The sequence below is a fragment of the Streptomyces sp. NPDC005931 genome, from assembly GCF_042871235.1.
Classification (GTDB): Bacteria; Actinomycetota; Actinomycetes; order Streptomycetales; family Streptomycetaceae; genus Streptomyces.
On the sequence record NZ_JBIAIG010000008.1, the window covers coordinates 92,935 to 107,173 of the forward strand.

Sequence of the window (14,239 nt, forward strand, 5' to 3'; positions counted from 1 at the left end):
CGGAGACGGCCCACAGGCAGCGAAAAGCCCCCTCTCGGCGGAATATCCGCAGGCAGGGGGCTTGTTCGTGGGCGGTTACTTCTTCTTGCCCTGGTTCTTGACCGCCTCGATCGCCGCCGCGGCCGCCTCCGGGTCGAGGTACTTGCCGCCGGGGGTGACCGGCTTGAAGTCGGCGTCGAGCTCGTAGTACAGGGGGATGCCCGTCGGGATGTTCAGGCCCGCGATGTCGGCGTCCGAGATGCCGTCGAGGTGCTTGACCAGGGCGCGCAGGCTGTTGCCGTGGGCGGCGACGAGGACCGTGCGGCCGGTCAGCAGGTCGGGGACGATCGCGTCGAACCAGTACGGGAGCATGCGGACGACGACGTCCTTCAGGCACTCCGTCTGCGGGCGCAGCTCCGGCGGGAGGGTCGCGTAGCGCGGGTCGGAGAACTGGGAGTACTCGGCGTCGCGGTCCAGCGGGGGCGGCGGGGTGTCGTAGGAGCGGCGCCACAGCATGAACTGGTCCTCACCGAACTCCGCGAGCGTCTGCGCCTTGTCCTTGCCCTGGAGGGCACCGTAGTGACGCTCGTTCAGACGCCAGCTGCGGTTCACCGGGATCCACAGGCGGTCGGCGGACTCCAGAGCGAGCTGCGCGGTGCGGATGGCGCGCTTCTGCAGGGAGGTGTGGACCACGTCGGGCAGCAGGCCGGCGTCCTTGAGCAGCTCGCCGCCGCGCGTCGCCTCCTTCTCGCCCTTCGGGGTGAGGTTCACGTCCACCCAGCCGGTGAACAGGTTCTTCTCGTTCCACTCGCTCTCGCCGTGGCGGAGGAGGATCAGCTTGTACGGTGCGTCGGCCATGGGCCCGAGCGTAATCGAATCCCCGCACGGGTTGCGCGCCCGCCCGCGGGTCGGACGGTTGACGGGATCTGTTAATCCGGTGGCCCGACACCGGCTCGCCTTTGTAAGTTGTGCCTGCCGTTTTAGCCGCTTACATCGGGGGTCGCTGCCATGTCGTCCGTCGTCCGTGCCAGACGTGCGGTCCGCGAGACCGTCTCCGGGCTGCCCCCGGCGTTCTGGTGGCTGTGGACCAGCACCCTCGTCAACCGGCTCGGTGCCTTCGTCGCCACGTTCATGGCGCTGTACCTCACCCTCGACCGCGGCTACTCCGCCACCTACGCCGGTCTCGTCGCCGCGTTGCACGGGCTCGGCGGGGTGATCTCCTCCCTGGGCGCCGGGGTGATGACCGACCGGCTCGGGCGGCGTCCCACTCTGCTCGTCGCCCAGGCGTCCACCGCCGTGACCGTCGCCCTTCTCGGGTTCGTGCACGACCCCGTCGCCATCGCCGCCGTCGCCTTCCTCGTGGGGATGGCGTCCAACGCCTCCCGGCCCGCCGTCCAGGCGATGATGGCCGACATCGTGCGGCCCGAGGACCGCATCCGGGCCTTCTCGCTCAACTACTGGGCGATCAACCTCGGGTTCGCCGTGTCCTCCATGGCCGCCGGCTTCATCGCCGAGTACAGCTACCTCGCGGGCTTCCTGATCGAGGCCGTGATGACGATGGCCTGCGCGATCGTCGTCTTCGTGAAGCTGCCCGAGTCCAAGCCCGTGCGCACGGCCGAGGAGGCGCGGCAGGACTCCGTCTCGCTCGGTGCGGTGCTGCGGGACGGGCGGTTCATGGCGGTCGTCGGGCTGTCCTTCCTCGTCGCCCTCGTCTTCCAGCAGGGGTCCGTGGGACTGCCCGTCGCCATGGGCGCGGCCGGGTTCAGCCCCGCCGACTACGGGCTCGCCGTCGCCGTCAACGGTGTCCTCATCGTGGCGCTCCAGATTCCGGTCACCCGGTTCATCGAGCACCGCGATCCGGGGCGGCTGCTGGTGATCTCCTCACTGCTCGCCGGGTACGGCTTCGGGCTCACCGCCTTCGCCGGGTCGGTCGGCGTCTTCGCGCTCACCGTGTGTGTGTGGACCCTCGCCGAGATCGTCAACGCGCCGACCCAGACCGGTCTCGTCGTACGGCTCTCCCCGGTGCACGGCCGCGGGCGCTACCAGGGCATGTACACCATGTCGTGGGCCGTCGCGGCGCTCGTCGCCCCGCTGATGTCCGGCGTCGTCATCGACCGCTTCGGGGCCGAGTGGCTGTGGGGCGCCTGCGCCGTCATCGGCACGGTGGCCGGGCTCGGGTACGGCGCACTGATGCGGCGGCTGCCGGACGAGAAGCCGGCCGACGTCCGGAAGGTGACGGTGGCCGAGAAGGCCGGCGTGGGTGAGGGCAGGCCGGAGGTCGGCGCCTCCTGAAACCGAGGGGCGCCCGCCCCGGCCGGCCAATTGCGCGGGGACCCCGTCGGCGCCCGGGACCTTGCCCGGCCGCCGCACGGGAAACCGGCCTCCGCCTGGCGGTCGGGGGGAAACCGCCCCCCGACCGGCCGTCGGTGGAACACCGGCCTCCGCCTGGCGTGCGGGTGGGAAACCGCCCACGGCCGACCCTCGGCGGAAACCGGCCGCTACCGGCCGCCCCGCGGGCAACCGTCCCCCGTACGTCCGGCCGCCGCGCCGGGGGAACCGCTCACGTGACCGACAGCGGCACCGCGTGGATCTCGTCGGCCTTGTGGCCGGTGCGTTCGTGAATGCGCTGGACCGCTTCCGCGGACGGCGCGTCGGAGAGGCAGTAGATCGTGCCGGTCTCCGGATCCGCCCACGCCTGCTGGAAGTGGACGCCCTCCTCCTCCTGAATCGCGAGGTCGGCCGCGTGCGCCTGCCTCAGCTGGTCCTCCGTGATGCCCTGCATGCCGTGGTGGACGTCCATGAACTGCGTCATGGTCTCGCACCCCCTTCGACGTTCGCCCTGCCTCCCTCCATGCTCCGCCCCGGAGGGGCTCTTGGCATGCGGAAGGCCCCGGCGGCCGTCGATACGGCGCCGGGGCCTCGCGGTGCGTACCGGTTACCGGGTGGTCAGCCGCACTGGCAGGGACTGCCCGACTGGCACCCGCAGCCGCAGCCCGAGCCGCAGCCGCAGGCGGCGATCAGCGTGAGGTTCCTGATCTCGGCGGGCTGCTCGGTCTCTCGCTCCTGCGTGGGGTCCGGGGTCGTGCCGGGGGATTCGGCCATGGGTCCCTCCTCGAGACTGGTGCCTGAGGCCATTGGACGTCCGCCCCGCCGGGCGCATCAACGGCGCACTGGGGCGAGGGCGCGCCCCGACCGACCCTCGCACGCCCGGTACCGGCGCCTCGCACGCCCCGACCGCCCGGGAGCCCGGAGCGCCTACGCCCCCTCCACCGCCTGGATCTCCGACTGGAGCTCCGCCTGGATCTCGTCCGCGTACTCGCCCGTCACCAGGTACACCACCCGCTTCGCCACCGAGACCGCGTGGTCGGCGAAACGCTCGTAGTAGCGGCCCAGCAGGGTCACGTCGACGGCCGTCTCGATGCCGTGCTTCCAGCGGTCGTCCATCAGGTGCTGGAAGAGGGCGCGGTGCAGCAGGTCCATCGCGTCGTCGTCCTGCTCCAGCTGCAGCGCCAGGTCGACGTCCTTGGTGATGATCACCTCGGCGGCCTTGGCCATCAGGCGCTGGGCGAGCTGACCCATCTCCAGGATGGTCGCGTGCAGGTCGCGCGGTACCGCGGTCTGCGGGTAGCGCAGCCGGGCCAGCTTCGCCACGTGCTGGGCCAGGTCGCCGGAGCGCTCCAGGTCCGCCGACATGCGCAGCGACGTCACGACGATGCGCAGGTCGGTCGCCACCGGCTGCTGGCGCGCCAGCAGGGCTATGGCCCGGGCCTCCAGGTCGTGCTGGAGCTCGTCGACCTTCTGGTCGGCCTCGATCACGCTCTCGGCCAGCTTCAGGTCGGTGTCGAGGATGGCGGTCGTGGCGCGCCCGATCGCCGACCCGACCAGCCGGGCCATCTCCACCAGACCGTCGCCGATCGAATCCAGTTCCTCGTGGTACGCGTCCCGCATCAGGGTTCCTCTCGTACGTCTCGTCGGGGGTTCAGGGGCCGGCTCCCAGGGTTGCGGAGGTCCGGCGCCGCACGGGGTTCAGGGACCGGGTGCCCCGCCACACAGTCGAGGTGCGAACCCCACGCTCCCACGTTCCGACCCTTACGCGTCTGATTCCGTCACCCCAAATGAACCATCCCTGGCTCCAAGGTGAACTCTGGGCGACGAGTGTTCGAGGTCGTCCTTCGACGGCTGTGGCCACCGCCCGCGCCATGCCTAACCTGGAGGCATGGACGTGAACGCGGCGGTCGCCGCAGCGGCAGCGATCGCCGGTGTGCTCACCGGCGTGATCGCCATGCTGGCGTTCCGTTGGAGCGAGCGCGAGCAGAGGCGCCCCACACGTACCTCCCTGCACACCGACCCGGTGCTTCCCCCGGGCGTGGACACCGTCCTGTCCGTGCTCCGCTCCTCCGCGGTCGTGCTGGACGAGGCCGACGGTGTGGTCAAGGCCAGCTCGGCCGCGTACGCCCTGGGGCTGGTCCGCGGCGGCAAGCTGGCCGTCGAGCCCATGCTCCAGATGGCCCGCGACACCCGGCGCGACGGCGAGATACGGCAGGTCGAACTGGACCTGGCCCGCCGCGGCACCGGCCGCGGCGAGGCCCTCGCCGTCTCCGCGCGGGTGGCGCCGCTGGGTTCCCGGCTCGTCCTCCTGCTGGTCGAGGACCTCACCGAGGCCCGCCGCATCGAGGCGGTGCGGCGCGACTTCGTCGCCAACGTCAGCCATGAGCTCAAGACTCCCGTCGGCGCCCTCTCCCTGCTCTCCGAGGCCGTCATGGACGCCTCCGACGACCCCGAGGCCGTGGAGCGGTTCGCCGGGCGCATGCAGATCGAGGCCACCCGGCTCACCAACCTCGTCCAGGAACTCATCGACCTGTCCCGGGTGCAGAACGACGACCCCCTCGAAGACGCCGAGCCCGTCCGCGTCGACGAACTGGTCGCCGAGGCCGTCGACCGCTGCCGGCACGCCGCCGGCACCAAGCAGATCACCATGGCCGCCGGAGGCACCGCCGACCTGGCGGTCTGGGGACACCGCGGCCAGCTCGCCGCCGCGCTCGGCAACCTGGTCGAGAACGCCGTCAACTACTCGCCCGCCCGCACCCGCGTCGGCATCGCGGCCCGCAAGGTCCCCCAGCCCGGCGGTGACATGATCGAGATAGCCGTGACCGACCAGGGCATCGGCATCTCCGACAGGGACAAGGAGCGCATCTTCGAGCGCTTCTACCGTGTCGATCCGGCCCGTTCCCGCGCCACCGGCGGTACCGGTCTGGGCCTCGCGATCGTCAAGCACGTGGCCGCCTCGCACGGCGGGGAGGTCACGGTGTGGAGCGCCGAGGGCCAGGGCTCCACCTTCACCCTGCGGTTGCCCGAGGCCGGTGCGGCCCGCGACCGCGCCCTTGAGACGTCCCGTCGGGACGGACCCGCGGGCCTCCACGGCGAGGCCGGCCGGTCGACCCCCGCTTCCCCCCACTCTTCCGACTCATCCGCGTACGAAACGCTTCCCTCCCCGGAGGTCCTTCCGTGACCAGAGTGCTCGTCGTCGAGGACGAGGAGTCCTTCTCCGACGCCCTGTCGTACATGCTCCGCAAGGAGGGCTTCGAGGTCGCCGTCGCGGCCACCGGGCCCGACGGTCTCGACGAGTTCGAGCGCAACGGCGCCGACCTGGTCCTCCTCGACCTGATGCTGCCCGGGCTGCCGGGCACCGAGGTGTGCCGTCAGCTGCGCGGTCGCTCCAACGTCCCCGTCATCATGGTGACCGCCAAGGACAGCGAGATCGACAAGGTGGTCGGCCTGGAGATAGGCGCCGACGACTACGTCACCAAGCCGTTCTCCTCGCGGGAACTGGTCGCCCGCATCCGCGCGGTGCTGCGCCGCCGCGGCGAGCCGGAGGAGGTCACCCCGGCGGCCCTGGAGGCCGGCCCGGTCCGCATGGACGTCGACCGGCACGTGGTCACCGTCGGCGGCACCAAGGTCGACCTGCCGCTGAAGGAGTTCGACCTGCTGGAGATGCTGCTGCGCAACGCCGGCCGGGTGCTGACCCGGATGCAGCTCATCGACCGGGTGTGGGGCGCCGACTACGTCGGTGACACCAAGACCCTCGACGTCCACGTCAAGCGGCTGCGGGCCAAGATCGAGCCGGATCCGGGTGCGCCGCGCTACCTGGTGACGGTGCGCGGACTGGGCTACAAGTTCGAACCGTAGGCGGCACACCGGGGGACAGGCCCCGGGCAACGGTGAAGGGCGGGACCCCGCACGGGGTCCCGCCCTTCACCGTCTGCATGTCTGCTGCCGCTCATCGCGGCCCGCTCGCAAGGGGGCGCGCAGTCCGCTTGCCGCTGCTCGCGGGCCGTCGAAGCGTACGAGCGCTCAGTGGCCGGCCGAGGGGCTCGCGGAGGCCGCGTCGGACGGGGTCCCGGACGCCTCCGCGGACTCCTCGGCGCCCGGCGTGCCCGTGGCGCCCTCGGTCGGCTCCCCGGAGGTCTCCGCGGACGGCTCGGCGGAGGCGCCCGGCGCGGCCGGCACCTCCTGCGGGCCCCACTCGCTGAAGAAGTGCTCGGCCGGGTACACGAACGCGCGCAGGCTCACGTCGCCGGTCCTGCTGAAGGTGAAGGTGACCTTCTGCGCGTTGCCGTCCTGAATGGCCTCGCCGGTGCTGGGCAGCACCGCGGAGGCGTTGTCCTTGCCGCCGAGGACCAGCGAGCCGCCGGCCGGGACGGTCAGGCTGCCGCCCTTGGCGGGGGTGAGCTTGACGCTCTCGCCGCCCTCGACGGTGACCGACTCCAGCGTCTGGTCGGTGCTGCCCTCGTTGAACAGGGTGGCGGTGACGGCGGCGGGGCCCGTGGACTCGCGGTCGGGCTGGGTGATGACAGCGGCGTTCTGGATCTCGATGTCGCCGACGGTCGTCGCCGCGTTGTCCGGCTTGATCTGCAGGGTCTGGGCGTTGTTGCCGGCCGCGCACGCGGAGAGCGAGGCGATGGAGAAGGCGAGGGCGGCGGCGGCGAGGGCGCCGCGTCGAAGGCTGCTGCTCACGGCGGCGGCAACTCCTTGACTCGAGCGAGACGGCCGGTGAAGCCGTATGCAGGGACTGTCAGCGGCCTTAGGTTACCGAGCCGTTCCCGCGCGGCTGCACCCGACCCTCCCCGCGGCGTGGCCGCTGTCGTGGAGGTGTCCGGCGTCCGACGAGCAGGTGCCCTCGCGGTTGCCCCGTCGAGCGTCGCCGCAGGCTCGCGGTCACCTGTGACCCACCGGTCACTTCGGTGTCCCGAGGCGCTTCACCGGCATTCACATAACCGCGTGCATTTTCCGTGGAGGAATGCGCGGGCGGCGCCGCGAATTGATCACCGGGCGGCCGTCGCGGGTGCCGTGTGATCAATTCCGGAATCGGCCGGAACCCGGCTCGGGTCACCGAACGGAGTAGCGGAACTCGAGCACCTGAAACCGGACATATGGGGATGTTCGGACACTCATGGGGGTCGCCGGATGCGTGTACCGTACGCGTTTCGCTCGCCCCGGACAGCCGCTCCGACCTGCGAATACCTCGTTCCGCTCGGCGGGCGAAGCACGTTCCTGGCGCACTTGTCAAGCCCCGAGAATGGCCCTGACCTGCGAAAACGCCATTCAGAAGACGCCGTATCCGTGTTACTCTGGATAGCCACGGAAGGGGTACCTGTCACATGACGTTCAAGGTTGGCGACACCGTGGTCTATCCCCATCACGGGGCCGCGCTGATCGAGGCCATCGAAACTCGCCAGATCAAAGGCGTGGACAAGACCTACTTGGTGCTGAAGGTCGCCCAGGGTGACCTGACGGTGCGTGTGCCAGCGGACAATGCGGAGTTCGTCGGCGTGCGTGATGTGGTCGGTCAGGACGGGCTGGACCGGGTCTTCGAGGTGCTGCGCGCGCCGTACGCCGAGGAGCCCACGAACTGGTCCCGTCGTTACAAGGCAAACCTGGAGAAGCTCGCCTCCGGCGATGTCATCAAGGTCGCGGAAGTCGTGCGTGACCTGTGGCGTCGTGAGCGCGAGCGCGGACTCTCCGCCGGTGAGAAGCGCATGCTCGCCAAGGCGCGCCAGATTCTGGTCAGCGAGCTCGCCCTCGCGGAGAACACCAACGAGGACAAGGCCGAGGCCCTGCTCGACGAGGTTCTCGCCTCCTGAGCCGAGGCGGAGCCCGTTCGCTCAGCACTCTGCACATCGAACTGCCGCGGTGCCCGATGACGACAAGCCGTCGCCGGGCGCTGCGGCATGCTCGTACCCGGACGCCGTCCGTACGCTGCACTTGCGCCGTGCCGGGGAATGTGTCATCACTCACGTCCCCATCCCTGGCGTGCCGGCCCCGGGCGGCCGGCCCGACCAGTGTCACGGAAGGGGCTGGTCGAGGCGTCGCGCCCGGCATTCCCCCCGCTGCCGGAGCAGGGGGTACGCCCAGGCCATACCCACGTACGCCGAGCACACAAACCTGACAGGAACCGATGTCTGACGATCCGCTTCCCCCGCCGTCGCCGACCCGTACGACCGCCCGTACGGCGGCCGTGATCCCGGCCGCGGGCCGGGGTGTGCGCCTGGGACCGGGCGCCCCCAAGGCGCTCCGCGTGCTGGGCGGCACGCCCATGCTGATCCACGCCGTCCGGGCCATGGCCGCCTCCCGCGCGGTCTCCCTGGTCGTCGTCGTGGCCCCGCCCGAGGGCGCCGCCGAGGTCAGGAACCTCCTCGACGCGCACGCGCTGCCCGAGCGGACGGACTTCCTCGTCGTGCCCGGCGGCCCGACGCGCCAGGCATCCGTACGGCTCGGCCTGGACGCGCTGCCGCCCGGCTTCGACATCGTCCTCGTCCACGACGCGGCCCGCCCGCTGGTCCCGGTGGACACCGTCGATGCCGTGATCGAGGCCGTCCGCGACGGGGCGCCCGCCGTGGTGCCCGCCCTGCCGCTGGCCGACACGGTCAAGCAGGTCGAGCCGGCCGCGCGGCCGGGCGAGCCGGAGCCGGTGGTCGCCACGCCGGACCGGTCGCTGCTGCGTGCGGTGCAGACGCCGCAGGGGTTCGACCGGGACGCCCTGGTCCGGGCGCACGCGTCGGTGACCGACGACGTCACCGACGACGCGAGCATGGTCGAGCAGCTCGGGCTCACCGTGGTGACCGTCCCGGGCCACGAGGAGGCCTTCAAGGTCACCCGTCCCCTCGACCTGGTCCTCGCGGAGGCGGTCCTGGCCCGCAGGAGGCTCAACGATGGCTTCTGAGGCGTACCCGCTGCCGCAGGTCGGCATCGGCACCGACATCCACGCCTTCGAGGAGGGCCGGGAGCTGTGGTGCGCCGGCCTGAAGTGGGAGGGCGAGGGGCCGGGCCTGGCCGGGCACTCCGACGCCGACGTCGTGGCGCACGCCGCCTGCAACGCCCTGTTCTCCGCCGCCGGTCTGGGCGACCTGGGGCAGCACTTCGGCACCGGGCGGCCCGAGTGGTCCGGCGCGTCCGGCGTGACGCTGCTGACCGAGGCGGCGCGGATCGTGCGGGACGCGGGCTTCCGGATCGGCAACATCGCGGTGCAGGTCGTCGGCCCCCGACCCAAGATCGGCAAGCGCCGCGAGGAGGCTCAGAAGATCCTCACGGAGGCCGCCGGCGCCCCGGTGTCGGTCTCCGGCGCCACGACGGACGGCCTGGGTTTCCCCGGCCGGGACGAGGGCCTGATGGCGGTGGCGACGGCCCTGGTCGTGCCCACGGCCTGAGCGGCGGGCCGGGCCCTCACCCCGCCCCCGGGCGAACGCGCGGAGCGCGAGCCGGGGCCGCGGGGCGGCGGTGAGGACGTGACCGAAGGGCCGCACGGCGGGCGGGCGTGACGGTGCCGGGATGGCGGTCGCGTGGGTATCGGGCGGGCGGTCGTGACGGTGCCGGGCGGCCGGAAGGGGACCGGGCACCGGCCGGGGCCCACTACCCTGGAGTGGTGACTATTCGCCTGTACGACACCAGCGCCCGGCAGATCCGTGACTTCACCCCGCTGCGGCCGGGTTGCGTCTCGATCTACCTGTGTGGTGCCACCGTGCAGGCGGCACCCCACATCGGCCACATCCGCTCGGGGCTGAACTTCGACATCATGCGCCGCTGGTTCGCGTACCGCGGCCTGGAGGTGACGTTCATCCGCAACGTCACCGACATCGACGACAAGATCATCGCCAAGTCCGCGGAACAGGGCCGCCCCTGGTGGGCCATCGGGTACGAGAACGAGCGCGCCTTCACCGACGGCTACCGGACCCTCGGCTGCCTGCCGCCGACCTACGAACCGCGCGCCACCGGCCACATCACCGAGATGGTCGAGATGATGCGCGGCCTCATCGAGCGGGGCCACGCGTACGAGGCCGACGGCAACGTGTACTTCGCCGTCACCTCCTTCCCCGAGTACCTGAGGCTGTCCAACCAGGAGCTCGACAACCTCCTCCAGCCCTCCGGCGAGGGCGAGACCGGTAAGCGCGACCCGCGCGACTTCGCCATGTGGAAGGCCGCCAAGCCGGGCGAGCCCAGCTGGGAGACGCCCTGGGGGCGCGGACGCCCGGGCTGGCACCTGGAGTGCTCGGCGATGGCCCACAAGTACCTGGGCTCCGCCTTCGACATCCACGGCGGCGGGCTCGACCTGATCTTCCCGCACCACGAGAACGAGATCGCCCAGGCCGTGGCCTACGGCGACGAGTTCGCCCGGTACTGGGTGCACAACGCCTGGGTCACCATGAGCGGCGAGAAGATGTCGAAGTCGCTCGGCAACTCGGTGCTGGTCAGCGAGATGGCCAAGCGGTGGCGGCCCATCGTGCTGCGCTACTACCTCGGCACCCCGCACTACCGGTCGATGATCGAGTACAGCGAGGAGGCCCTGCGCGAGGCGGAGTCCGCGTTCGCGCGGATCGAGGGCTTCGTACAGCGCGTGGTCGAACTCGCCGGGGGACCCGTCGAGCCGTCCGCCGAGGTGCCCCCCGCCTTCGCCGAGGCCATGGACGACGACCTGGGCGTGCCCCAGGCACTCGCCGTGGTGCACACCACCGTCCGCCAGGGCAACAGCGCACTGGCCGCCGACGACAAGGAAGCGGCCGTCGCCCGCCTCGCCGAGCTGCGCGCGATGCTCGGCGTCCTCGGACTCGACCCGCTCGACCCGCACTGGGCCGGCGACGGCGACCGCGGCGAGGACCTGCACGGCGTGGTCGACAGCCTCGTCCGGATGGTGCTCGACCAGCGCGAGGCCGCCCGCGCCCGCAAGGACTGGCCCACCGCGGACGCCATCCGCGACCAGCTCAACCAGTCCGGCCTGATCATCGAGGACAGCCCGCAGGGGCCGCGCTGGAGCCTCGGCCCGCGCTGAACAACGACGGGCGGCCCCGCGGCCGACCAAGATCGAGTGTGCCGTCCGGGCCTCCGGGCGGCACACTCGCAGACACAGACACAGACACACCACCGCACGCGACACCACTTCACGGAGACGGATACCTCATGGCCGCGAACAACCGCCGCATGTCCGGCAAGAAGGGCGCGCAGGTCGGCAGTGGCGGCCAGCGGCGCCGGGGCCTGGAAGGCAAGGGCCCCACGCCTCCCGCCGAGATGCGCAAGGGGCACGCCAAGCAGCGCGCCGCGCAGGCCAAGGCGCGCCGCGCCCAGGGCCGCACCCCGCGGCGCGGCGCGGGCCGCTCGACCTCCGAACTCGTCGTCGGGCGCAACCCCGTCGTCGAGGCACTGCGCGAGGGCGTGCCCGCCTCCACGCTGTACGTCCAGCAGTTCATCGACAACGACGAGCGGGTGCGCGAGGCGCTCCAGCTCGCGGCCGAGCGCGGCGGGATCAACCTCATGGAGGCCCCGCGCCCCGAGCTCGACCGCATGACCAACGGCCTGAACCACCAGGGCCTGGTCCTCCAGGTCCCGCCGTACGAGTACGCCCACCCCGAGGACCTCGTCGCCGCCGCCCACGACGAGGGCGAGGACCCGCTGATCGTCGCCCTCGACGGCGTCACCGACCCGCGCAATCTGGGCGCCGTCGTCCGCTCCGTCTCCGCCTTCGGCGGCCACGGCGTCGTCGTTCCCGAGCGGCGCGCGGCCGGCATGACCGCCGGTGCCTGGAAGACGTCCGCCGGTACGGCCGCCCGTACGCCCGTCGCCCGCGCCACCAACCTGACGCGCGCCCTGGAGGCGTACAAGAAGGCCGGGATCGTGGTCGTCGGGCTGGCGGCCGACGGGGAGGCCGAGATCGGCGAGCTGGAGGCGCTGGAGGGCCCGGTGGTGATCGTGGTCGGCAGCGAGGGCAAGGGACTGTCCCGGCTGGTGGGCGAGACCTGTGACTTCCGGGTGCGGATCCCGATGCCGGGCGGCGCCGAGTCGCTCAACGCCGGTGTGGCCGCGGGCGTCGTCCTGTACGAGGCGGCCCGCCGTCGCGCCTGAACGGGCGTTCGGCGTCATCACTCACAAGGAGTGTTCCGGACGGTCGGGACAAGCTTGACGCGGTCCGGACACATCCGGCGGGTCAAGGCAGTGTCCTAACACGGCGTCACTCGGTTAGATGAGTGTGGACACCAGAACACCCCGCACTCCCACGGGGGACCGCTCGTCGGGACACGACGACGCTCCCGCGCTGAGCATGGTGAAGGTGCCGAGCGATCCGGCGCAGGTCATCGTCAATCACGCCAGCTTCCGCGTGGAACTGGGCGCCTCGGCGCGGCGCGTGCGGTCCCCGCGGATCGCGCGGCACCTGAGCGCCGCCCAGGACACCGCCCGCATCCCCGTCGTCACCACCATGGGCACCGCGGGCCCGGCCGCCGCCCGGCGCCGCCCCGTCGTCTGGAGCGGCCGGTCCGCCCCCGACGACACCGGCGCGCACCGCCTGCTCCAGGCCGTGCGGCACGAAGGCGTGCGCCACGGCGACGAGCCGCTCGCCGACACCGGGGCCACCCGGGTCGTTCCCCGCGTCGGACACGGTGGTCACGGCGCGGACCCGGGCTACGGCGACCCCGCCCTCACCGAAACCCTGGAAACGCCCGTCGTCGGCCCCCAGCGCACCCACCACGACCGGCCCCTGCTGCCTCCCATGCGCACCGTGGGCAGTGCGTACGAGGAGCCGGGCTACGCGGACCCCGGCTACGCGGACTCCGGTTACGCGGTCCCGGGCTACGGCGAAGCGGACGACGCAGGTGACGAGTTCGAGGACTCCGGCGCCCACCCGGTCGTCCTGGACGGCGACGGCGAGCGGCGCGGCAAACGGCACGCGGATCCGTCGCGGCACGCCTACTTCCCCGGCCGCCGGATGAACCTCGGCGTCGTCCTGCTCCCGCTGCGCCTCATCCTCGGCGGCGTCTCCGTCTACGCCGGCATGGGCAAGCTGTGCGACCCCGTCTTCTTCGACGGCAGCAGCCGCGGCTCCATGGTCACGTACCTCACCTCCCTGCACCCCTGGGAAGTCGCCGAGCCGCTGCGGCAGTTCGCCCTCCAGCACCCGGTGGGCGCCGGGCTGGTCATCGCCTTCCTCCAGGTCGCCGTCGGGGTCCTGACCGTCCTCGGTTGCTGGCAGCGGGTCGCCGCCGCGGTCGGGGCGATGCTGTCGGCCGCGCTGCTGATCGCCGTCAGCTGGAAGAGCACCCCGGCCTACGAGACGCCCGACCTCCTCCAACTCGCCGCCTGGTCACCGCTGATCATCGCCGGTGCGCCGGTCTACTCGGTCGACGGCCGGCTCGCCGGCGGTGCCTGGCGGCGCCTGGGCCCCCGGGCCGACATCTGGGACCTGCGCCGCTACGTGCTGCGCCGCGGGGCACTCGTCACCGCGGTCGTCTGCGGGCTGACCCTGCTGGTCGGCGCGGTGCTCGGCGGTGCGGTCCGCGACACCGACCGCGTGGTCGTCCCCGGCCCGGGCGAGGCCCCGCGCAACGAACTTCCCGGCTCCCCCCTGCCGGAGGAGCCCGGCCGGTCGCCGGAGAAGCGGACGCCGTCCGCCTCCACCCCGCCCACCGAGGGCGCCACCTCCGGCTCGGCGACCCCGTCCGCCGGGACCACCACGCCCGGGGCGACCCAGGACACCGGTGCCGTCACCGGGGCCCCCAGCCAGACGCAGGGCAGCGCGGGCCAGGCCCCGCCGCAGCAGTCGTCGCCGGTCGAACAGGCCCCGAGCACCAGTTCCGGACCCACGTCGGGCGGCGGTACGACGGGCAGCGACGGCACGCCGTCCGGCGACGGCACCGGCGGCACCGACGGTTCCTCCACGGGCCGTCCGGGTCTCGTGGGCGGCCTGCTGGGGTAGTCCGGCCGCCCACGCACCACTCCGGGG

General features: G+C 72.3%; 14 protein-coding genes. 9 read left to right on the plus strand and 5 right to left on the minus strand.

Annotated elements, in window-relative coordinates:
• Positions 1-75 precede the first annotated feature (75 nt).
• Complete coding sequence (locus ACFYOV_RS19930) at positions 76-837, minus strand: phosphoglyceromutase (RefSeq protein WP_389089378.1); 762 nt, start codon at positions 835-837, stop codon at positions 76-78.
• A 150-nt stretch (positions 838-987) separates the two neighbouring features.
• On the opposite strand from ACFYOV_RS19930, the gene ACFYOV_RS19935 reads away from it, so the two are divergent.
• On the plus strand, positions 988-2,271 hold the full coding sequence (locus tag ACFYOV_RS19935; RefSeq protein ID WP_389089379.1) for an MDR family MFS transporter: 1,284 nt from the start codon (positions 988-990) through the stop codon (positions 2,269-2,271).
• 268 nt (positions 2,272-2,539) lie between these two features.
• Here ACFYOV_RS19935 and ACFYOV_RS19940 read toward each other — a convergent pair whose 3' ends face one another.
• The 3 genes from ACFYOV_RS19940 to phoU all read right to left on the minus strand — a co-directional run bounded on the left by ACFYOV_RS19940 (position 2,540) and on the right by phoU (position 3,927).
• Positions 2,540-2,791, minus strand: coding sequence for an SCO4226 family nickel-binding protein (locus ACFYOV_RS19940; protein ID WP_389089381.1), 252 nt, complete (start codon positions 2,789-2,791; stop codon positions 2,540-2,542).
• A 134-nt stretch (positions 2,792-2,925) separates the two neighbouring features.
• Positions 2,926-3,081 carry a hypothetical protein gene (locus ACFYOV_RS19945; protein ID WP_389089382.1) on the minus strand — a complete coding sequence of 52 codons (156 nt, stop codon included), beginning with the start codon at positions 3,079-3,081 and terminating at the stop codon, positions 2,926-2,928.
• A gap of 153 nt (positions 3,082-3,234) precedes the next feature.
• The gene (gene phoU, locus ACFYOV_RS19950) at positions 3,235-3,927 is read right to left on the minus strand and encodes a phosphate signaling complex protein PhoU (RefSeq protein ID WP_389089384.1); all 693 of its coding nucleotides are present in this window, start codon (positions 3,925-3,927) and stop codon (positions 3,235-3,237) included.
• Between the two features lie 268 nt (positions 3,928-4,195).
• Here phoU and ACFYOV_RS19955 point away from each other — a divergent pair, with 268 nt between their 5' ends.
• The gene (locus tag ACFYOV_RS19955; protein WP_389089385.1) at positions 4,196-5,488 is read left to right on the plus strand and encodes a sensor histidine kinase; all 1,293 of its coding nucleotides are present in this window, start codon (positions 4,196-4,198) and stop codon (positions 5,486-5,488) included.
• Entirely contained in the window at positions 5,485-6,165 is a 681-nt protein-coding gene (locus ACFYOV_RS19960) for a response regulator transcription factor (RefSeq protein ID WP_365709836.1), read from the plus strand. The genes ACFYOV_RS19955 and ACFYOV_RS19960 overlap by 4 nt, the downstream gene beginning before the upstream one ends.
• Positions 6,166-6,330: 165 nt before the next feature.
• Here ACFYOV_RS19960 and ACFYOV_RS19965 read toward each other — a convergent pair whose 3' ends face one another.
• On the minus strand, positions 6,331-6,993 hold the full coding sequence (locus ACFYOV_RS19965; protein WP_389089387.1) for a DUF461 domain-containing protein: 663 nt from the start codon (positions 6,991-6,993) through the stop codon (positions 6,331-6,333).
• A gap of 644 nt (positions 6,994-7,637) precedes the next feature.
• On the opposite strand from ACFYOV_RS19965, the gene ACFYOV_RS19970 reads away from it, so the two are divergent.
• The 6 genes from ACFYOV_RS19970 (at position 7,638) to ACFYOV_RS19995 (ending at position 14,212) form a co-directional block, all read left to right on the plus strand.
• Positions 7,638-8,120, plus strand: coding sequence for a CarD family transcriptional regulator (locus ACFYOV_RS19970; RefSeq protein ID WP_003953493.1), 483 nt, complete (start codon positions 7,638-7,640; stop codon positions 8,118-8,120).
• Between the two features lie 314 nt (positions 8,121-8,434).
• Positions 8,435-9,199, plus strand: a complete 765-nt coding sequence (ispD, locus tag ACFYOV_RS19975; RefSeq protein WP_389089388.1) for a 2-C-methyl-D-erythritol 4-phosphate cytidylyltransferase — start codon at positions 8,435-8,437, stop codon at positions 9,197-9,199.
• Positions 9,189-9,683 (plus strand): 2-C-methyl-D-erythritol 2,4-cyclodiphosphate synthase, encoded by a 495-nt coding sequence (ispF, locus tag ACFYOV_RS19980; RefSeq protein WP_389089389.1) that lies wholly within the window; start codon positions 9,189-9,191, stop codon positions 9,681-9,683. The genes ispD and ispF overlap by 11 nt, the downstream gene beginning before the upstream one ends.
• 215 nt (positions 9,684-9,898) lie before the next feature.
• A complete protein-coding gene (gene cysS / locus ACFYOV_RS19985; RefSeq protein WP_389089390.1) occupies positions 9,899-11,299 on the plus strand; it encodes a cysteine--tRNA ligase in 1,401 nt (466 codons plus the stop codon).
• Positions 11,300-11,427: 128 nt separating this feature from the next.
• Positions 11,428-12,366: a 23S rRNA (guanosine(2251)-2'-O)-methyltransferase RlmB gene (gene rlmB, locus ACFYOV_RS19990; RefSeq protein ID WP_389089391.1), complete on the plus strand. Its 939-nt coding sequence runs from the start codon at positions 11,428-11,430 to the stop codon at positions 12,364-12,366.
• A gap of 118 nt (positions 12,367-12,484) precedes the next feature.
• Complete coding sequence (locus ACFYOV_RS19995; RefSeq protein WP_389089392.1) at positions 12,485-14,212, plus strand: DoxX family membrane protein; 1,728 nt, start codon at positions 12,485-12,487, stop codon at positions 14,210-14,212.
• Positions 14,213-14,239: the final 27 nt, after the last annotated feature.